Genomic DNA, 19,240 nt, shown 5'->3' on the forward strand with positions numbered 1-19,240 from the left:
CGTACGGTCAGCCGGCGGTCGGTGCGGCGGCGGCCGGCCCGTGCACCCGGGCCACCCAGGCGTCCGGGTCACCCAGCTCCTCCAGCCGGGGCAGGGTCAGCGGGGAGCCGAAGATCTTGTTGAAGCCGTCCATGCCGACCCGATCGACGACGCCGTGCACGAACTTGCGGCCCTCGGCGTACTGGCGCATCTTGACGTCCACGCCGAGCAGCCGGCGGATCGCCTTCTCCAGCGGGTTCCCCGCCTCGCGACGCCGGTTGAACGCCGCCCGAATCCGCTCCACGCTCGGGATGACCTGCGGCCCCACGCCGTCCATCACGAACTCGGCGTGCCCTTCCAGCAGGGTCATCAGCGCGGTGAGCCGGTCCAGCACGGCCCGCTGGGCCGGGGTCTGGACGATGTCCAGCACGCTGGTCCGGCTCTCCGGGTCCTTGACCGCGTCGGAGAGGGTGGCGACCCCGCGCCGCAACCGCTCGACCAGGTGCTCGCCGCCCTGCGAGGCGTCCACGAAGGCCTGCACCTCGCCGAGGAAGTACGCCCGCATCCAGGGCACCGAGGTGAACTGGGTCCGGTGGGTGACCTCGTGCAGGCAGACCCAGAGCCGGAAGTCGCGCGGGTCCGCCTCCAGCTTCCGCTCCACCTCGACGATGTTCGGCGCGACCAGCAGCAGCTGGCCCGGGTCGGCGGAGAAGACCTCGTACTGGCCGAGGACCCGGCCGGAGAGGTACGCCAGCACGGTGCCGGCCTGCACCCCGGTCAGCCGGGAGCCGACCGCCTCGGTGAGCGGGCCGGGCCGCTTGTCACCGGAGAGCCGGTTGACCAGCGGGGTGATCACCTCCCGCAGGCCGGCGATGTTGGCGGCGGCCCAGTCCCGGCGGTCCACCACCCGCACCGGCGGGTGGTGCACCTGCGAGCGCAGGCCGGTGTAGTCCGCGACGTGCCCGGCCGCCTCCTCGGTGAGCCGCCGCAGGTCGCCGACCACCTCGGTGGCCTCTGCGTACGACACCCGGGGGCCCGACTTGCTCAGCGCCCCCGCGGTGGCGGCGGCCAGATCCCAGTCCACGAACTGCGCCATGCACCCACCGTACCCGCGCCGGAACACCCCGACCCGGGCTCGCCCCTGAGGATCGACGCCGGTCGCCGCCCCGGCCCGGGGGTCAGCGGCAGCCGCAGGTGGCCAGGGCGCCGGTGATCCGGTCCAGGGCACGGCGGGTGACGTCGGAATCGCCGGCCGGGGCGCGGTCGGTGAGCACGGCGAAGGTGAGCAGCCGGCCGTCGGCGGTGGTGACCAGCCCGGCGATCGCGTGCACGCCGGTCAGCGTCCCGGTCTTGGCCCGGACCACGCCGGCGCCGGCCGCGGTGGCCGCCACCTGGTAACGCTCGCCCAGGGTGCCGGACCAGGCGGCGACCGGCAGGCCGCCGAAGATCGCGGCCAGCTCCGGGTGGGTGCCGTTGCCGGCGAGCACGATCAGGTCGGTCAGCAGCGAGGGGCTGATCCGGTTGGACCGGGACAGCCCGCTGCCGTCGGAGAGGGTGATCTCGCCGGCCGGCAGGCCCAGCTCGCCGATCACCGCGTCCATCGCCGCGGCGCCGCCGGTGAAGGAGGCGGGCTGGTTGCGGGCCAGCGCGACCTGCCGGGCCAGCGACTCGGCGATCACGTTGTCACTGTCGCTGATCATGATGTCGACCAGGCGGATCATCGGCTGCGACTCGACCTTGCCCAGCTCGGTGCCGGGCGCCGGGGCACCGGCCGCGGCGCTGCCGCCGGCCGCCGGGGCGGCGCCCCTGGCCACCCCGTCCGTGGGGACGCCGAGCAGCCGGGCGAAGGACCGGCCGGCGGCCAGGTCGGGCTGCGGGTAGCGTTCCGCCGCGCCGTGGGTGTCGTCGAAGGTCTTCCGGGCCGCCTCCGGATCCCGGCGGGCGCCGTCGGTCATCAGCGCGCTGATCGACGCGCCGAAGCCGCCGGTGGGGATGTCGTCGTCCCAGCCGGGGCCGTGCACCGGACCGGGGAAGAGCGTGGAGTCGACGACCACCTTCGTCGGCGCGGTGCCACCGAGCGCCTGCTTGACCTGCTTCGCCAGGTCGTCCAGGCGGGCCGCGCCCGGGTAGAAGCCGTTCTTGTTCACCGCCAGGGTCGGGTCGCCGCCGCCCACCAGCACCACCTCGCCGGGGTTCGCGCCGGCCACCGCGCGGGTGGGGATCCGGTAGCCCGGACCCCGGGCCTCCAGCACGGTCACCCCGGTCGCCAGCTTGGTCACCGAGGCGGGCACGGTGCCGTCGTCGCCGCCCCGGGCGTAGAGGGACTTCCCGGTGGTCACGTCGGCCACCGACAGGTTGACCCGACTGCCCAGTTCGGCGGCGCCGACCAGCGGTTCGAGCGCGGCGCGTACCCCGTCCGGGGTGGGCTCCGGCGCGTTGGCGTCCGGGCCGGCGAGCACCGGGGACGGGTCGGGGTCGGGGGTGCGGGCGGCGGCCGGCGTCTCGTCCGCGTTACCCAGCCAGCCGGCGACCGGGCCGGGGCGGACCACCACCGCGACCGCGGCGAGCGCCAGCAGCAGCACGGTGGCCAGCACCGCGACCGGCAGCAGTCGGCGACGGCGGCGCGGCGGGGCGGGCGGCGGTGGCGGGTACGCGCCGACCGGCGGCGGGGACACCGGGGCGTACCCGCTCGGCGGCGAAACCGGGACGGACCCGGCCGCCGGGGAGACCGGTGCGCGGCCCGAAACGGGCGGGACCGTTGCGCGGCCCGAAACGGGCGGGACCGGGGCCGCGCCGTACGTCGGCGGGCGGCCGTAGGGGTGCGCACCGGGCACGTGGACCCGGCCGCTGGTGCCTCCGGCGACGGATCCGCCGGACCCGCGTCCGTCAACCCCCTCCGGGCGGTAGTGTGAATCTTCCCTCCCCACGACCCCCTCCTCCCGCATCTGGAACCCGCCTGGGTGACACTACTTCGGTCCGAAGACTATGCGGCGTCCGGAGCCGACGGGTGGCGATTCACCCGTCCCGGTGGCGCTATGGTTCCGTTCAGCCAGCGTGGGCAGACGAGGGAGCGTGGGAAATGGATTTCGACGTCACGGTTGAGATCCCGAAGGGTCACCGGAACAAGTACGAGGTGGACCACGCGACCGGCCGAATCCGGCTGGACCGCACCCTGTTCACGTCGACCCAGTACCCGGCCGACTACGGCTTCATCGAGGGCACCCTCGGCGAGGACGGCGACCCGCTGGACGCGCTGGTGCTCGTCCCCGAGCCGACCTTCCCGGGTTGCCTGATCCGCTGCCGCACCATCGGCATGTTCCGGATGACGGACGAGAAGGGCGGCGACGACAAGGTCCTCTGCGTGCCCTACGAGGACCCGCGCCAGGAGCACCTGCGCGACATCCACCACCTGGGCGAGTTCGACCGGCTGGAGATCCAGCACTTCTTCGAGGTCTACAAGGACCTCGAGCCGGGCAAGTCGGTCGAGGGCGCGACCTGGGTCGGCCGGGTCGAGGCCGAGGCCGAGGTCCGCGCGTCGTACCAGCGGGCCAAGGACGCCGAGGCGCAGGGCGGCTCCGCGCACTGACCAGCACGTCGACGAAGGCCCGGGCCCCGCTGGCCCGGGCCTTTTTCGTGGGTGGGTCAGCCCAGCAGGCCGCGGGCCGCGTCGTAGAGGTCCAGCACCGCGCAGGCCACCGGGACCACCGACACCACCAGCGCGGTGTCGGTCAGGTCGGCCACCCGACCCAGGTACGGCGACACCGGCCGCCGGGCGTACGTCGTACCGGCGGCGACGGCGACCAGCGCGACCAGCAGCCCGCCGACGGTCAGCGCGAGCGGGCCGGCGGACCCGGACCGGACCGCCAGCACCCCGCCGAGGACCGCGAACCCGGCCAGCCCGGCCAGCACCGGCGGCACCCGGTGGCGGACCGCGACGAAGAGCCGGGAGCGCAGCAGCAGCACCGCCGAACCCACCGCCACCAGCAGCCGCCCAGCGGCCCCACCCGTCAGGCCGAGCACGACGGCCGCGGCGACCGCCAGGACCGCGTGCCCGAGCAGCATCCCGGTGAGCATCTCCTCGGTCCGGGCCACCGCCGCGTGCACCCGGGCCCGGTCCGGCAGGTCCCGGACGCCGTCCGGACCGCCGGTCGGGCCGGCCGGCAGGGTGATCGGCGGCAGCGGCACCTTGCCGAGCCGGATCGCCAGCAGCGGCAGCGCGCCGACCGCGAAGATCAGCACGCAGAGCAGTACCGCCGCGGTCCCGGCCGGGTCGAGCAGCAGGCCGCCGAGCGCCGCGACCGCGCCGACCGCGCCGACCGTCGCGCCGGCCACGAAGACCCGCAGCCGGGTGGCGGTGCCGAGCAGGCCGAGCACCGCGACCAGCAGCAGGGCCACCGCGCCGGCGAGCAGTTCGGGGGCGCCCAGCCAGGGCAGCGGCCGGATCGGGCCGACCGGGTCCCCGGAGCCGACCGCGAGGGCGCCGCCGCCGAAGGCGTACGGCAGGGCATAGCCGCCGAGGGTGGCGCCGGTCGGGCCGTCCCCGTACGCCCGGGAGGCGACCGTGCCGGCCAGGGCGAGCAGCAGCGCCGCCGCGACCGCGACGGGCCAGCCGGCGGGCTGCCGCGGCCCGGCGGCCAGAACGGCGAGCAGCCCGACGGCGAGCGGCACGCCCGCGCCGGCCAGCGCGGCGGCCCGGGTGGCCCGGGGGGACCAGGCGCTGCCCCGGCGCCGGGCGCCGTCGGCGATCGCCTCGACCACGTCGTCGTACTCCAGCTCGGGCCACTGGTCGTGGGCCGGCACCAGGTGCAGCACCTCGCCGTCGCGCACCCCCTGGGGCAGCAGCGCCTGCGCGGTCGCCAGCGCCGCCCCGTCGGTGCGCCGGAGCACCCAGCCGCCGTGCCGCTCGCCGTCGTCGGCGAGCCCCTCACCGGCGTGCCGCAGCACCTCGGGCAGGAGTTCGGCCAGCGGAACCTGCTCCGGGAGCGCCACGTCCACCCGCCGCTGGGGTGCGCTGATCGTGACCCGGGCCAGTCCGGTGGTCATCGACTGATCTCCATATCGATCGGAAGCGGTGGCTGACGGACGACAGGACTTTACCTACCATGAGCAAGGCCCGGGTTACCGAGCGCCACGGGGAGGGCCAGTGTCCACTGTCGTCATCAAGCGACCGCCGCGCCGGCCGGCGCCGGAGATCCCGGTCGGCGAGCTGCCCGTCGAGGCGCCGCCGGAGATCCCCGCCGTCACCGGCGGCCGCTGGCAGCAGGCGCTGATGGTGCTGCCCATGCTGGGCGGCACGGTGGCGATGGCGATGATGTTCGGCCGCGGCGGCGGGGCCTACTCGTACGTGGTGGGCGGGATGTTCGGGCTCTCCTCGGTGGCCATGCTGGTGACCTCCTGGGGCAGCGCCTCCGGCACCCCGAAGAAGTCGGAGATGATGGCCGCCCGCCGGGAGTACCTGCGGCACCTGACCGCGCTGCGCCGCCGGGTCCGGCAGACCGCCGGGCAGCAGCGGGCCGGGCTCTACTACCGGCACCCCGACCCGGGCCGACTCTGGTCCACCGTGGACAGCCACCGGGTCTGGGAACGCCGGCCCGGCGACCCGGACTTCGCCGTGGTCCGGGTCGCCGTCGGCCCGCAGACGCTGGCCACCCCGCTGATCCCCCCGGTCACCCGGCCGCTGGAGGAGCTGGAACCGATGACCGCCGGGGCGCTGCGGCGTTTCCTCGACGCGTACTCGGTGGTGCCGGACCTGCCGGTGGCACTCTCGCTGCGCAGCTTCGCCCGGGTGCACGTCCGGGGGCTGCCCGCCCGGCCGGACCGCCCCGAGACCGGCGCGCCGGGCACCGGCTCGGCGGGGGCCCAGGCGCTGGGCCGGGCCCTGCTCACCCAGCTCGCCGTCTTCCACGCCCCCGACGAGCTGCTGATCGCGGTCTGCGCCGGGCCGGAGCGGCGGGCGCTCTGGGAGTGGGTCAAGTGGCTGCCGCACGTCCACCACCCGACGCGTACCGACACGCTCGGCCCGGTCCGCCTGGTCACCAGCTCCGCCGCCGAGCTGGAGCGGCTCCTCGACGACGTGCTGGCCAGCCGCTCCCGGTTCAGCCCGGCCGGCCGGGCCACCGACGGGCCGCACGTGGTGGTGCTCCTCGACGGCGGCGAGCTGACCGGGGCGACCGACCTGACCGGCGACGGCGGCATCGACGCGGTCACCGTGATCGACCTGGACACCCCGCCGCCGCGCCTGCTGGACCGGTTCGCGCTCCGGCTCGAGGTGCACGGGGACCGGCTGCACTCCTGGTCCGCCGAGGGGCATGCCGAGGTGGGGACGGCCGACCGGCTGGAGATCGCCGACGCCGAGGCGGTCGCCCGCCGGCTCGCCCCGCTGCGGCTCGCCGCCACCGTACGCGGCACGGAGGCGGCGCCCGGCGCCGAGCTGGGCCTGCCCGAGCTGCTCGGCGTCGGCGACCCGGAGGGGTTCACCGCCGAGCAGGGCTGGGCGCCCCGCCCGGCGCGGGACCGGCTGCGGGTGCCGATCGGCGTGGGCGCCGACGGCGGCGCCATCGAGCTGGACCTCAAGGAGTCGGCCCAGGACGGCATGGGCCCGCACGGGCTGCTGATCGGAGCGACCGGCTCCGGCAAGTCCGAGCTGCTCCGGACGTTGGTGCTCGGGCTGGCCGCCACGCACAGCTCGGAGCAGCTCAACTTCGTCCTGGTCGACTTCAAGGGCGGCGCCACCTTCGCCTCGTTCGACCGGCTGCCGCACACCGCTGCGGTGATCACCAACCTGGCCGACGCGCTGCCCCTGGTCGACCGGATGGTGGACGCGATCAACGGCGAGCTGATGCGCCGCCAGGAGCTGCTGCGCCGGGCCGGCAACTTCGCCAGCCTGCGCGACTACGAGCGGGCCCGGGCCGCGGGCAGCCCGCTCGCCCCGCTGCCGTCGCTGCTGCTGATCTGCGACGAGTTCTCCGAGCTGCTCTCCGCCAAGCCCGACTTCATCGACCTTTTCGTCCAGATCGGACGGCTCGGCCGGTCGCTCGGCGTGCACCTGCTGCTCGCCTCGCAGCGGCTGGAGGAGGGCCGGCTGCGCGGGCTGGACACCCACCTGTCGTACCGGATCGGATTGCGTACCTTCTCGGCGCTGGAGTCCCGCACCGTGCTCGGCGTGCCCGACGCGAACGCGCTGCCCCGCTCCCCGGGCCACGGCTACCTGCGCTCCGGCACCGACCCGCTGGTCCGGTTCAAGGCGGCGTACGTCTCCGGGCCGGTCCCCCGGCGCGACGGAACGGCCGGCGGTCCGGACGGCACACCCCGGCTGCTCACCTTCTCCACCCATCTGGTGCCGCTGCCCGAGCCGGTCACCCCGGCAGCGCTGCCCGTCGCGGAGGAGGAGAGCGAGAGCCTGCTCGACGTGCTGGTCGGCCGGCTGGCCGGGCAGGGGCCGCCGGCGCACCAGGTCTGGCTGCCCCCACTCGACCGGGCGCCTGCCCTCGACGAGCTGCTCGGCCCGCCCGGCGTCAACCCGCAGCGCGGCCTCACCTTCGCCAACCCGGAGCTGCACGGCGCCCTCCAGGTGCCGGTGGCCGTGGTGGACAAGCCGTACGAGCAGCGCCGCGACCTGCTCTGGCTGGCGCTGGACGGCGCGGCCGGGCACGTCGCCGTGGTGGGTGCCCCGCAGAGCGGCAAGTCGCACCTGCTCCGGGCGTTGATCTGCGCGTTGGCGCTCACCCACACCCCGGCCGAGGCGCAGGTCTACTGCCTGGACTTCGGCGGCGGCGGGCTGGCCGCGCTGCGCGACCTGCCGCACGTCGGCGGCGTCGCCGGCCGGGCCGACCCGACGGTGGTCCGGCGGACCGTCGGCGAGATCGGCACCCTGCTCGCCGAGCGGGAGCGCCGCTTCACCGAGCTGGGCGTCGAGTCGATGGCGGCCTGGCGGCAGCGCCGCTCCGCGCTGGCGGCGGCCGGGCAGCCCACCGTCGACCCGTTCGGTGACGTCTTCCTGGTCGTCGACGGCTGGGCCACCCTGCGCGGCGAGTACGACGACCTGGAACCGCTGATCACCGACCTGGCGACCCGGGGCCTGTCGTACGGGGTGCACGTGGTGGCCAGCGCGGTGCGCTGGATGGACTTCCGCCCGGCCATCCGCGACCTGTTCGGCTCCCGGCTGGAGCTGCGCCTCGGCGACCCGTCGGACTCGGTGGTGAAGCGGGCCGCCGCGGCGACCGTGCCGGAGAAGAAGCCCGGCCGGGGCATCACCGCGCAGAGCCTGCACTTCCTCACCGCGCTGCCCCAGCTGGCCGGATCGGAGCCGGCCGACCTGGTCAAGGCGGTCGCCGGCGCCTGGTCCGGCCGGCCCGCGCCCCGGGTACGGCTGCTCCCGCCGGTGCTGCCGTACGCCGAGCTGGACCGGACCGCCACCGGCGGGCTGGCCTTCCCGATCGGGGTGGCCGAGGCGGATCTGCGTCCGGTGGCGCTGGACTTCGCCACCGAGCCGCACTTCGTGGTCTTCGGCGACGCCGAGTGCGGCAAGTCGTCGTTCCTCCGGGCGCTGGCCACCTCGATCGTCACCCGGTTCCGCCCGGACGAGGCACGGGTGATCCTGGTCGACTACCGGCGCAGCCTGTACGGCACGGTCGAGTCCGACCACCTGATCGGCTATGGCACCGCGGCGGCGCACACCGCCGAGCTGATCGAGTCGGTCGCCGGCTACATGCAGCGCCGGATGCCCGGCCCGGAGGTCACCCCGGCGCAGCTGCGGGAACGGTCCTGGTGGGCCGGGCCGGAGCTGTTCGTGCTGGTCGACGACTACGACCTGGTGGCCAGCGGCCCGGCGAACCCGCTGCGCGGGCTGGAGGAGCATCTGCCCCAGGCCCGGGACATCGGGCTGCACCTGGTGCTGGCCCGCCGCTCCGGCGGTGCCGCCCGGGCCCAGTACGAGCCGATCGTCCAGCGGCTGCGGGAGCTCTCCACGGCCGGGCTGGTGATGAGCGGCAGCCCGGAGGAGGGGCCGCTGGTCGGTCAGGTCCGTCCCGGGCCGCTGCCCCCGGGGCGCGGTCGGCTGGTCACCCGGCGCGAGGGCGTACGGCTGGTCCAACTGGCCCACCTGCCGCCACCGTGACCCTTATAGCCGGGACGCTCCGTGGCGGAGGGGAAAACCGGTAATCTCCGAGCAGCATGTGTCCCGCGATGAATGGCTGAGGATGTGACCAGGGTTCGGCAGGGCTCCCCGTCGGCGCTCCACCGGCTCGCCGGTCGTGCGCTGCTCGGTGCGGCGGCGACCGCCCTGACCGTCGTCGGCGTCGCCCCGCCACCGGCCTCCGCCGCCCCGTCCCCGCCGGTCACGGTGGCCGCGCCGGTCGCCGTGGCGCCGCTGGCCGAGCCGGACCTCGCGCCGGTGGACACCACCACCCGGGCCGACCGGGTCCGCGACGACCAGTTCCAGCTCGACGAGTTGGGGGCCGGCACGGCCTGGCGCACCTCCACCGGGCGCGGGGTCACCGTGGCGGTGGTCGACTCCGGCGTGGATGGTTCCCACCCGGACCTGGCCGGGCAGGTGCTGCCCGGCATCGACCTGGTCTCCCCCGCCGGCGCCGCCGAGCCGGACCCGGTGGGCCACGGCACCACGGTGGCCAGCCTGATCGCCGGTCGCGGCGACGACAAGCGGGGCGTGGTCGGGCTGGCACCGGACGCGCGCATCCTGCCGGTCCGGGTGCTCGACGACGAGAACCGCTACGACGACGCGATGATCGTCGCCAAGGGGGTGCGCTGGGCGGTCGACAACGGCGCCGGCGTGATCAACCTGTCGCTCGGCGGCAGCGGCGACAGCCCGGCCCTGGCCGCCGCCCTCGACTACGCCTTCGCCCGGGACGTGGTAGTGGTCGCCTGCACCGGCAACGTGGCCACCTCCACCAGCTCCAAGGTCTGGTACCCGGCCCGCGAGCCGGGTGTGATCGCGGTCGCCGGACTGGAACGCGACAGCGAAAACCTCTGGTCCGGCTCGATCACCGGGCACGCCACCGTGCTCACCGCCCCGGCGACCGGGCTGGTCGGGGCCCGCCCCCCGGCCGACCACTGGGGGGTGCAGGGCACCAGCTTCGCCTCGCCGCTGGTGGCGGCGACCGCCGCGCTGATCCGGTCCCGCTACCCGGAGATGTCCGCCGGGGACGTGGTCAACCGGCTGCTGGTCACCGCGAAGGACATCGGGCCGACCGGCCGCGACGACCGCTTCGGGTACGGCCTGATCGACCCGGTCGCCGCGCTGACCGCCGACGTGCCGCTGACCCACCGCAACCCGCTGGACGACGACGCCTCCCCCGGCGTGGTCGGCTTCGGCCCGGCGCCCGGGTCGGCGGACGACGCGCAGGCCGGCGGCACCGGGGCCGACCCGCTCGGCTTCACCGCGCCCGGGCACCAGGCCCGGTGGACGGCCCAGCCGGCCGGCGGCGAGGACGAGTCGGCCCCCCGCCGGCTCTGGCCCGGCGTCGCCATCCTGGTCGCCCTGGTCACCGGCGCCGCGCTGATGATCCGCCGGTTCCGGCAGTGGCGTCGCTGAGCCCGGCCTGATCCGGCCCTCGCCTGGGTAAGTGCTGCACGCATGAGATCTCCCGGTCAGCGCGCCACCGGAGCCCCGCCGGACCGATCCTGGCGGGCCCGCCACCTGGACCGCGACCATTCGCTGGGCCTGCGGTTGACCATCGCCTCGGCGGCGGCGTTCCTGGTGCTGGTGCCGTTCGCGCTGCTGGCCGTGCTGGTGGTGGGGGCCTGGCCGCCGCTGCACGACCTGGACGCGGCGGTGACCCACGTGCTGCACCGCTACGCCCTCGACCACCCGGTCTGGGTCCGGGTGATGAGCCTCTGGACCGACGTGTTCGCCCCGAACCCGCTGCGGGCCGCCACCCTGGTGGTGGTGGTCTGGCTGTGGCGCCGCCAGGCCCGGCGGCCGGCGCTCTGGGTGGTCACCACGATGGCCGTCGGCGGGGCGCTCGGCCCGCTGCTGAAGCTGCTCGTCGGCCGCAACCGCCCCGACCTGCTCGACCCGGTGGCCCGGGCGGCGGGCTTCTCCTTCCCGTCCGGGCACACGCTGAACGCCACCCTGGCGGCCGGGGTGCTGCTGCTGGTGTTCCTGCCGTTCACCCGGGGCCGCCCGGTGGCGCGCGTCGCGCTCTGGTCAGCGGCGGTGCTGATCGCCGTGGTGACCGGGCTGAGCCGGATCGCGCTCGGCGTGCACTGGACCAGCGACGTCCTCGGCGGCTGGCTGCTCGGCACGGCGGTGGTGGCCGCGACCACCGCGGCGTTCACCACCTGGCGGGAGCGGACCGGCCGGCCGGCGGGCCACCCGACGGCCGAGGGCGTCGAGCCGGAACTGGCCGACCCGCCTCCGGCCGACCACGCGTAGTTCATCGCCGCGCGGGGTAATGGGCGGCCCATGTCCGACTTCGCGGTGCAGGTGGCCAAGCGGGTGCTGCTGCCGGTGGCCCTGCTGCTCTCCTTCATGATCCTGCTCGGGGTGCTGGTGACCCGGGTCTTCGACAAGGTATGGCCGTTCACCGCGGAGGACACGGTCAACCGGGAGCTGGCCGCGGACCGGACCGGCGGCTGGAACGACGTCTCGCTGGTCTTCAGCACGCTGGCCAGCACCCAGATGATCGTCGTGGTCACGGTGCTGGTGGCGCTGGTCCTCCGGCTGGTGCTGCACCGCTGGCGGGAGCCGCTGTTCCTGTGCGCCGCGGTGAGCGCCCAGGCGCTGGTCTTCCTGCTGACCACCATGGCGATCGACCGGCGCCGGCCGGCCGTCGAGCACATGGACGTCTCGCCGCCCACCTCCAGCTTCCCGTCCGGGCACACCTCGGCGGCGGTGGCGCTCTACGTCGGCATCGCGCTGCTGCTGGCCCTGCGGGCGAAGAGCACCGGGGCGAAGGCCACCTGGTGGACGCTGCTGGTCCTGGTGCCGGTCGGGGTGGCGCTGACCCGGATGTACCGGGGCATGCACCACCCGAGCGACGTGGTGGCGTCCTTCCTCAACGGCGGCACCTGCGTGGCGATCATGGCGCGGGCGGTGCTGGACCGCACCCTGCGGTGGGGCAGGGCCAAGCTGCCGGGGCTCACCCCGTCGGGCGGGGACGTGACCGCCGCCCGGGCGCCCGCCGGGGGCTGACCCCGGCCGCGCGCCCAGCCGGCGCCACCGGAGCGGCTCAGGTGCAGTCGCCGGTGCCCACCCCACGGCTACGCTCCGCGCCGGCCAGCGCCACCGGCCGCGCCTCCGCGGCGGTCACCGCGAAGCCGGTGTTCGGGTCGTCCGCGGCGGCCGCGAAGATCACGCCGAGCACCAGGCCGTTCGAGGAGACCAGCGGACCGCCCGAGTTGCCGCTGCGCACCAGCGCCCGGATCGTGTAGATCTCCCGGGTCACGTCACCGGAGGAGTAGATGTCCGGGCCGGTGATCCGGTCCACGTCGCGGATCCGGGCCGGGCGGGCGTCGTACGGGCCGTCGAGCGGGAAGCCCAGCACGATGGCGTCCGCGCCGGTGCCGGCCTGCCCGGCGGCGAAGCGCATGGACGGGCCGGGCAGCCCGGGCACGTGCAGCACGGCGAGGTCACGGTCCGGGTCGTAGACGACCACGTCGCCGTCGTACCGCTCGCCGCGCAGCTCGACCGCGACCGAGCGGGTGCCGGCGACGACGTGCGCGTTGGTCATCACCCGGTCGTCGGCGTACACGAAGCCGGAGCCCTCGATCCGGCGGGCGCAGCTCGGCGCGGAGCCGAGCACCTTGACCACCGCGCGCTGGCTGTTGGCCACCACCTGGGAGCCGGCCAGCGCCGGGTCCGGCGGCGAGACCTGCCGCGCCTGGGTACGCCCCAGCCCGTTGAAGACGTCCGGGAAGCCGTTGGTGTCGACGGTGTCCCGTAGCGCGGTGGAGAGCTCCTGGGCGCGGTCCGGCAGGACCCGGTCCACCACCGTCAGCAGAGCGCTGTTCTTGACCGACGCGGCCAGCCAGGGCAGCGACGAGGAACCGAGCGGCACCGCGACCAGCCAGGCCACCAGCATCACCGCGAAGATCGAGACGAACGCTCCGCCCACGTCGTCGGCGCGTTTGGCCACGTCGTTGGTGATCGTCCGGCGCAGGTGCGAGCCGAGCCAACCGGCCAGCGCCTGACCGAGCACGGCCAACCCGAAGACCGCGACCAGGGAGACCAGCACCCGGGTCCCGCTGTCGACGAACTGCCGGGCCAGCAGCGGGCCGACCTGGAGACCGATGAGCGCGCCCAGGAAGAACCCGGAGAACGACAGGGCTCCGATGACGAAACCCTGACGGTATCCGCTGATCGCGAACACGAGCATGAGCAGGAGCAGAACGAGATCCACGGCGGACACGGGTCAAGGGTACGGGCACCGGGCACGGTGGATGTCCACCGCTTGCGGAACGTGACCGTCAGGCCAGCGGGCCGGCCATCTCGTCGACCTCGTCAGTGCCCGCCGACGGTGCCGGGGCAGCCCCGGTGGGCGGCAGCTCGACCACCTGGCCGCGCGGCCACGGGCGGGCCCAGCCGCCCATCTCCAGCAGCGTGGCGAGCACCCCGGCGGTGAAGCCCCAGACCAGCATCCCCCGGACGGAGAAGGCCGGGCCGATCCAGCCGCTCGGGTGGCGTACCCACATCCGGTTCTCCGGGTCGACCAGCTCGGCCACCGGCAGCCGGGCGACGTGCGCCACCTCGGCCGGTTCCTTGGGGTGCACCGGGTGCGGCGTGTGCCACCAGGCGAGCACCGGGGTCACCACGAAGTCGCTGACCGGGATCCAGAGCTTGGGCAGCTCGGCCAGGACGGTGACGCTGGCGGGGTCGAGACCGACCTCCTCGTTCGCCTCGCGCAGCGCGGTGGCGGGGGCGTCGGCGTCCTCGGGATCGGCCGCGCCGCCAGGGAAGGCCGGCTGGCCGGCGTGGTTGCGCAGGGTGGCGGCCCGCTGGAGCACCAGCACGTCCGGGTCGGAGCCCGGCTCCTCGCCGAGCAGCACCAGCACCGCGCTCTCCCGTCCGCCCTCCTCCGGGGTGGTCAGCCGGGTGAAGTCCTCGGCCCGGGCGGTGCCGAGCCGGCCGAGCAGCGGGTCGATCCAGGACGGGGGGCGGCGGGTCACGCGGGCACCTCCACGCCGAGGTGCGTCCGGACCAGCGCGGCGAGCCGGGCGTCGTCGAGGGCGCCGGTCGCGTCGACCTGGCGGACCCGGCCCTGCGCGTCGACGAGCAGGGTGAGCGGCAGGGCGTTGCGGCGCAGTTCCCGTTGCAGCGCCTCCCCCTGGTCGACCACCATCGGGAAGCGGATGCCGAAGTCCTCGCCGATGGACTGGGCGCCGCTGCGGGTGTCTCGGCTGTTGACCCCGACCACCTGGAGCTTCCCGGCCGACCGCTCGCTGAGCCGCTGGAAGGCGGGCAGTTCCTTCCGGCAGGGCGGGCACCAGGAGGCCCAGAGGTTGACCACGGCCGGGCCATGGATGTCACGCAGCGCCACCGGTGCCCCGCCGGTGAAACAGGAGAGGGTCAGCTCCGGTAGCAGATCCCCGGCGCCGTCGGCCGGGGCGGAGGCGGTCGGCGCGGCGGCGCCGGGCGGGCCGGTCAGCGTGGCGCAGTCGGCGAACGGTGAGGGGCGCTCGGCCCGGCCGGTCGCGATGGTCGGCGACTGCTCGGTCGCGGTGCAGCCGGCGACGGCCAGCAGCGCCGGGACGAGCAGGGCGAGGAGCCGCCGGTTCACGGCACCTCCGCGGCGACGGCCTGCCGGGGCACCAGCTCCGGGTCCACCCCGGCGGCGGCCGCGAGGTCCCGGGCCCGGGGGCCCTTGAGCAGCTTGGCGGCGGCGGCCGGCTCGGTCGGCCCGGTCCCGTACGACGGGCAGAGCTTCGCCAGCGTGCAGGCGCCGCAGGCCGGCTTGCGGGCGTGGCAGACCCGTCGGCCGTGGAAGATGATCCGGTGCGAGAGCATGGTCCACTCCCGCTTCGGGAACAGCGCGCCGATCTCGTGCTCGATCTTGACCGGGTCGGCCTGGGCGGTGAGCCGCCAGCGCTGCACCAGCCGCTGGAAGTGGGTGTCCACGGTGATGCCGGGGACGTCGAAGGCGTTGCCGAGGATGACGTTGGCGGTCTTGCGGCCGATCCCGGGGAGCGTGACCAGGTCGGTCAGCCTGCCGGGGACGCGGCCGTCGTACCGCTCGACCAGGGCCTGGCCCAGCTTGATCAGCGAGTCGGTCTTGTTCCGGTAGAACCCGGTCGGCCGGATCAGCTCCTCCAGCTCGGTCCGGTCCGCGCCGGCGTAGTCGGTCGCGGTCGGGTAGCGGGTGAAGAGCTTCGGCGTGACCTCGTTGACCTTCTTGTCGGTGCACTGCGCGGAGAGAATGGTGGCGACGGCCAGCTCCAGGGCGTTGGAGTGGTCGAGTTCACAGTGCGCGTCGGGGTGCGCCTCGGTCAGTGCCCGGCCGATCCGCCGGGCGCGCCGGGTGCGGCCGAGGTCCGTCTCGGCCCGGCCGGGGGAGCTGATGGTCACGCCGGCCAGCCTACGTCGCCGGGACGACCACGCGCCGGGCCCACGCCCGCCGCTCGCCCCGCTCAACCGGCCTGCGGCGCGCTGATCTTCCCCCGGCCGTCGAGGCGGGCCCCGGTCTGCGGGAAGTCGCTCCGGCTGAGCTGCCGGACCAGGCCGAGCCCCTGGTCGGCGGAGTCCATGGTCGGCTTGCCCACCGAGTTCATCCGGGTCGAGGTGAACGAGCCGCCGGCGAAGCTGCCGTCCGGCTCGAGCGACACCTTCAGCACCCCGCCCCAGCCCAGCCGGCCGCTGGGATTCAGTGACCGGGCGCCGCCGGCGAAGTTGCCGAGGCTGTAGGCGATCAGCCGGCCCTGGTAGAACTCCATACCGCGCAGCACGTGCGGGCCGTGCCCGACGACCAGGTCCGCCCCGGCGTCGATCACCGCATGGGAGAACTTCACCGGATCGCCCCGGTTCTCGCCGTAGAAGAGCTCGGTGCCCGGCTTGACCCGGGTCTTGTCGGCGCCCTCGGCGCCCATGTGCACCTGCACCACGACCAGGTCGGCCATGGTGGCGGCCTTCTCGACGACCGCCTTCGCCGCCTCGACGTCGACCAGGCTGTTCGACCAGACGTACGACGAGAAGCCGACGACGGCGACCTTGACGCCCTTCACCTCGACCACCGTGATCTGGTCCGGCGCGCCGGTGTGCTTGAGCCCGTGCTCCTCCAGCGCCCGCTGGGTGTTCTGGTAGCCGGCCTTGCCGTAGTCGTACCCGTGGTTGTTGGCCTGGTTGAGCAGCTCGAACCCGGCGTCGCGCAGGTGCGCGGCGTAGCCGGGCGGGGCGCGGAACTGGAAGCAGGCGGTGGAGCCCGGGGAGCACTTGCCCGCGCCGGTGTCGTCGGTGAGCGGCTCCTCCAGGTTGCCCATCACCAGGTCGGCCTTCAGCGCGGCCTTGATCTCGTCGAAGAAGCCCTCGCCGCCGTTCGGGGGCAGCCGGGAGGGGGCGTTGCCCATGATGATGTCGCCGGTCGCCGAGAGAGAGATGGCACCGGCCGCCCCGTCGGGCGTCGCCCCGGGCCGGTCGCTCGGCACCGGCGAACCGGTGGCGCCCCCACCGCCGCCGGGCTGCCACACCGACGCGGCGTCGTCCGGCTCGCCGCAGCCGCCCGTGAGCAGCACGGCGAGGAGCGCGGCGACCGCGGCGGCACGGCGACGCGGGCGGGTCCGGAGGGCGGCGGGAGCATGCATCGCAGGCGACCCTACCGGGCAGGTAACGGTCCGACGACGGCCGATCGGACCGAAATTCAGCCCGTCCACCGGTCCGACCACGGGACGCAGGAGGCGGCTCCGCCGTCCCGGACGGCGGCGTGCACCGCGCGGGCGAGCGGGGCACCCCAGGTGGAGCGGGGGCCGCCGTAGGGCTCAACCGGGCCGTCGGCCGGGCAGAGCACGGTGACCGCGTCGGTGGGCGTGCCGGTGGCCGGCAGGCCCAGTTCCCAGATCGCCTGGGCCTTCGCCTCGGTCGCGGTGGCGACCGCGTTGACCAGGGCGGCGTCGCCGAGCGCCGCCGGGACGTACGCCACGATGTTGACCGTGCCGACCCGCTGCGCCGGTGCCGCCGGCGCCGGTGCCGCGGCCCAGACCGGGGTGCCGAGGCCGATCGTGGCCCAGACCCGCACGCCGGTGTCGGCCCGGGCCACCACCTCCGCGACGTCCACCCCGGTGAGCAGGCCGATCCCGGGCCCGGCCAGGCCGAGCCGGTCGGCCAGTCCGGCCAGGTGGTCCGCCGGGTCGTCCCGGTGGTACGACATCGGCACGGTCGCGTTGACCACCCACCGCCGTACGCCGATCCCGCCGCCGAGCGGGGCGGAGCTGACCGCCTGCAGCGGCGCGTCAGCGCGCCACACCAACAGCGGGATGTCCCAACCGTCCTCGGGGCGGGTGGTCAGCACGGGCTCGTTCAGCACGCCGGTCACCCTACGACCTGCGGCGACGACGGCCGGTGACCACCCGACCCGGGCGCGCGATCTTAGCCCTTGATCAGGTCCGGAGGGCTACACCCAACGATCAAGTTTCCAGGGGTGCAGCGCTGATTCGTGCTCACGTGCGCCTAGACTTGTCGGCGCGCGCGGGATCAGCGGACGGCGGACCCGGCCGACGGACGGCACGCGCAACCGGAGGTGCGCGATGGACGAGGTACTGGCCCGCAGCGGGATCTTCCAGGGTGTCGACCCGGAGGCTGCCGAGGCGCTCGCCAAGGAGATGGAGACGATCGACGTCCGCAAGGGCGAGATCGTGTTCAACGAGGGCGAGCCCGGCGACAGTCTCTACATCCTCCTGTCTGGCAAGATCAAGGTCGGGCGACGGGCTGCCGACGGCCGGCAGAACCTGATCGCGGTGATGGGCCCGTCGGACATGGTCGGCGAGCTGTCACTCTTCGACCCCGGTCCGCGGACGGCCACGGCCACCGCGGTGACCGACACCCGGCTGGTACGGCTGCGCAAGCAGGCCCTGCGGCCGTGGCTGAACAACCGGCCCGAGATCGCCGAGCAGCTGCTGCGGGTGCTGGCCCGCCGGCTCCGCCGGACCAACGACTCGCTGGCTGACCTGATCTTCACGGACGTGCCCGGGCGGGTCGCCAAGAACCTGCTCCAGATGGCCGGCCGTTTCGGCACCCGGGACGGCGGCGTGCTGCGGGTGACCCACGACCTGACCCAGGAGGAGATCGCCCAGCTGGTCGGCGCCTCCCGGGAGACGGTCAACAAGGCGCTCGCCGACTTCGCCTCGCGCGGCTGGCTGCGGCTGGACGGCAAGAGCATCATCATCCTCGACCCGGAGCGCCTGGCTCGCCGCGCGCGGGTCTGACCCGGTCCGACCACCTCGCCAGGGACCGCCCATCGGCGGTCCCTGGCGTCGTCGTACCCGGGATCGCTCTGCCGTCCGCAGAATTCCTCGACGCCGACGGCCATCGGCCGGCACCGTGGGCGGATGCCCGAACGTGTCGCGGTCCTCTCCGACATCCACGGCGCGCTGCCGGCGCTGGAGGCCGTGCTGGCCGAGCCGGACGTGGCCGACGCCGACCTGGTCGTGCTCACCGGCGACATCGCGGCCGGCCCGCAGCCGGTGGAGGTGCTGGACCTGCTCGCCGGGTTGGGCGACCGGGCGTGCTGGGTGCGCGGCAACGCCGACCGGGAGTTGGTCGAGGCCCGGGCCGGCCGGCCGTCGGCGCACGACGTCTCGAACTGGGCGGCGGCGCAGCTGCGGGACGACCAGCTCGCCCGGCTGGCCGCGCTGCCGCTGACCGTCACCCTGCCGGTCACCGGGCTGGGTGACGTGCTCTTCTGCCACGCCACGCCCCGGGACGACGAGGAGGTCGTCCTCGTCGACTTGCGGATGGAGCGCTGGACGGAGGTGTTCGCCGGGCTGTCGACCCGGGTCCGCGCGGTGGTCTGCGGGCACACCCACATGCCGTTCACCCGGCTGGTCGACCGCCGCCTGGTGGTCAACCCGGGCAGCGTCGGCATGCCGTACGGGGGGCCGGGGGCGGACTGGGCGCTGCTCGGGCCGGGCGTGCAGCTGCGCCGGACGGAGTTCGACGTCGAGGCGGCGTGCGCCCGGGTGGCGGCGGAGTCGGCCTTCCCGGACGCGGCCGAGTGGGCCGACGAGTACCTCCGCTCCCGGCACAGCGACGCCGACGCGCTCGCCGTCTTCGGCCCCCGCGACGGCCGCTGACCGCCCCCGGTCGGAGCGCGCACTCGCG

General features: G+C 75.1%; 16 protein-coding genes. 7 read left to right on the forward strand and 9 right to left on the reverse strand.

The annotated features are described in order from the left end of the window. Window positions 1-7: 7 nt before the first annotated feature. On the reverse strand, window positions 8-1,075 hold the full coding sequence (locus ACLQ2U_RS03055; protein WP_425748976.1) for a zinc-dependent metalloprotease: 1,068 nt from the start codon (window positions 1,073-1,075) through the stop codon (window positions 8-10). An 82-nt stretch (window positions 1,076-1,157) separates the two neighbouring features. After that, window positions 1,158-2,573: a D-alanyl-D-alanine carboxypeptidase/D-alanyl-D-alanine endopeptidase gene (gene dacB, locus ACLQ2U_RS03060; protein ID WP_425749326.1), complete on the reverse strand. Its 1,416-nt coding sequence runs from the start codon at window positions 2,571-2,573 to the stop codon at window positions 1,158-1,160. A 485-nt stretch (window positions 2,574-3,058) separates the two neighbouring features. Here dacB and ACLQ2U_RS03065 point away from each other — a divergent pair, with 485 nt between their 5' ends. Continuing rightward, on the forward strand, window positions 3,059-3,565 hold the full coding sequence (locus ACLQ2U_RS03065; protein ID WP_425748977.1) for an inorganic diphosphatase: 507 nt from the start codon (window positions 3,059-3,061) through the stop codon (window positions 3,563-3,565). Between the two features lie 56 nt (window positions 3,566-3,621). On the opposite strand, the gene eccD is transcribed toward ACLQ2U_RS03065, so the two are convergent. Next, on the reverse strand, window positions 3,622-5,022 hold the full coding sequence (gene eccD / locus ACLQ2U_RS03070) for a type VII secretion integral membrane protein EccD (protein ID WP_425748978.1): 1,401 nt from the start codon (window positions 5,020-5,022) through the stop codon (window positions 3,622-3,624). Between the two features lie 100 nt (window positions 5,023-5,122). On the opposite strand from eccD, the gene eccCa reads away from it, so the two are divergent. The 4 genes from eccCa to ACLQ2U_RS03090 all read left to right on the forward strand — a co-directional run bounded on the left by eccCa (window position 5,123) and on the right by ACLQ2U_RS03090 (window position 12,130). After that, complete coding sequence (eccCa, locus tag ACLQ2U_RS03075) at window positions 5,123-9,094, forward strand: type VII secretion protein EccCa (protein WP_425748979.1); 3,972 nt, start codon at window positions 5,123-5,125, stop codon at window positions 9,092-9,094. A 72-nt stretch (window positions 9,095-9,166) separates the two neighbouring features. Continuing rightward, entirely contained in the window at window positions 9,167-10,528 is a 1,362-nt protein-coding gene (gene mycP / locus ACLQ2U_RS03080) for a type VII secretion-associated serine protease mycosin (RefSeq protein ID WP_425748980.1), read from the forward strand. 42 nt (window positions 10,529-10,570) lie between these two features. Continuing rightward, the gene (locus ACLQ2U_RS03085) at window positions 10,571-11,371 is read left to right on the forward strand and encodes a phosphatase PAP2 family protein (RefSeq protein WP_425748981.1); all 801 of its coding nucleotides are present in this window, start codon (window positions 10,571-10,573) and stop codon (window positions 11,369-11,371) included. Between the two features lie 30 nt (window positions 11,372-11,401). After that, window positions 11,402-12,130, forward strand: a complete 729-nt coding sequence (locus tag ACLQ2U_RS03090; RefSeq protein ID WP_425748982.1) for a phosphatase PAP2 family protein — start codon at window positions 11,402-11,404, stop codon at window positions 12,128-12,130. Window positions 12,131-12,167: 37 nt separating this feature from the next. On the opposite strand, the gene ACLQ2U_RS03095 is transcribed toward ACLQ2U_RS03090, so the two are convergent. The 6 genes from ACLQ2U_RS03095 to ACLQ2U_RS03120 all read right to left on the reverse strand — a co-directional run bounded on the left by ACLQ2U_RS03095 (window position 12,168) and on the right by ACLQ2U_RS03120 (window position 17,447). After that, entirely contained in the window at window positions 12,168-13,346 is a 1,179-nt protein-coding gene (locus ACLQ2U_RS03095) for a MarP family serine protease (protein WP_425748983.1), read from the reverse strand. A gap of 58 nt (window positions 13,347-13,404) precedes the next feature. Then, window positions 13,405-14,103 carry an NUDIX hydrolase gene (locus ACLQ2U_RS03100; RefSeq protein WP_425748984.1) on the reverse strand — a complete coding sequence of 233 codons (699 nt, stop codon included), beginning with the start codon at window positions 14,101-14,103 and terminating at the stop codon, window positions 13,405-13,407. Next, entirely contained in the window at window positions 14,100-14,714 is a 615-nt protein-coding gene (locus ACLQ2U_RS03105) for a TlpA family protein disulfide reductase (protein WP_425748985.1), read from the reverse strand. Before ACLQ2U_RS03105 ends, ACLQ2U_RS03100 begins: the two co-directional genes overlap by 4 nt. Continuing rightward, window positions 14,711-15,499 (reverse strand): endonuclease III, encoded by a 789-nt coding sequence (nth, locus tag ACLQ2U_RS03110; RefSeq protein ID WP_425748986.1) that lies wholly within the window; start codon window positions 15,497-15,499, stop codon window positions 14,711-14,713. The genes ACLQ2U_RS03105 and nth overlap by 4 nt, the downstream gene beginning before the upstream one ends. 62 nt (window positions 15,500-15,561) lie before the next feature. Continuing rightward, complete coding sequence (locus tag ACLQ2U_RS03115; RefSeq protein ID WP_425748987.1) at window positions 15,562-16,728, reverse strand: CapA family protein; 1,167 nt, start codon at window positions 16,726-16,728, stop codon at window positions 15,562-15,564. A 56-nt stretch (window positions 16,729-16,784) separates the two neighbouring features. Further along, window positions 16,785-17,447 (reverse strand): adenosylcobinamide amidohydrolase, encoded by a 663-nt coding sequence (locus ACLQ2U_RS03120; RefSeq protein WP_425748988.1) that lies wholly within the window; start codon window positions 17,445-17,447, stop codon window positions 16,785-16,787. A 220-nt stretch (window positions 17,448-17,667) separates the two neighbouring features. On the opposite strand from ACLQ2U_RS03120, the gene ACLQ2U_RS03125 reads away from it, so the two are divergent. Both ACLQ2U_RS03125 and ACLQ2U_RS03130 read left to right on the forward strand, forming a co-directional pair. Beyond that, a complete protein-coding gene (locus ACLQ2U_RS03125) occupies window positions 17,668-18,345 on the forward strand; it encodes a Crp/Fnr family transcriptional regulator (RefSeq protein WP_067306583.1) in 678 nt (225 codons plus the stop codon). Window positions 18,346-18,468: 123 nt separating this feature from the next. Next, window positions 18,469-19,212: a metallophosphoesterase family protein gene (locus ACLQ2U_RS03130; RefSeq protein ID WP_425748989.1), complete on the forward strand. Its 744-nt coding sequence runs from the start codon at window positions 18,469-18,471 to the stop codon at window positions 19,210-19,212. The last annotated feature ends 28 nt before the right edge of the window (window positions 19,213-19,240 follow it).

The organism is Micromonospora sp. DT47, from assembly GCF_049844475.1.
Lineage (GTDB): Bacteria > Actinomycetota > Actinomycetes > Mycobacteriales > Micromonosporaceae > Micromonospora.

Bases quoted from the DNA above. Each gene is read 5' to 3' on its own strand.
- ACLQ2U_RS03130 (WP_425748989.1), top strand. From the start codon at position 18,469: ATGCCCGAACGTGTCGCGGTCCTCTCCGACATCCACGGCGCGCTGCCG.
- eccD (WP_425748978.1), bottom strand. From the start codon at position 5,022: ATGACCACCGGACTGGCCCGGGTCACGATCAGCGCACCCCAGCGGCGG.
- ACLQ2U_RS03065 (WP_425748977.1), top strand. From the start codon at position 3,059: ATGGATTTCGACGTCACGGTTGAGATCCCGAAGGGTCACCGGAACAAG.
- ACLQ2U_RS03115 (WP_425748987.1), bottom strand. From the start codon at position 16,728: ATGCATGCTCCCGCCGCCCTCCGGACCCGCCCGCGTCGCCGTGCCGCC.
- ACLQ2U_RS03055 (WP_425748976.1), bottom strand. From the start codon at position 1,075: ATGGCGCAGTTCGTGGACTGGGATCTGGCCGCCGCCACCGCGGGGGCG.
- ACLQ2U_RS03090 (WP_425748982.1), top strand. From the start codon at position 11,402: ATGTCCGACTTCGCGGTGCAGGTGGCCAAGCGGGTGCTGCTGCCGGTG.
- mycP (WP_425748980.1), top strand. From the start codon at position 9,167: ATGGCTGAGGATGTGACCAGGGTTCGGCAGGGCTCCCCGTCGGCGCTC.
- ACLQ2U_RS03085 (WP_425748981.1), top strand. From the start codon at position 10,571: ATGAGATCTCCCGGTCAGCGCGCCACCGGAGCCCCGCCGGACCGATCC.
- ACLQ2U_RS03125 (WP_067306583.1), top strand. From the start codon at position 17,668: ATGGACGAGGTACTGGCCCGCAGCGGGATCTTCCAGGGTGTCGACCCG.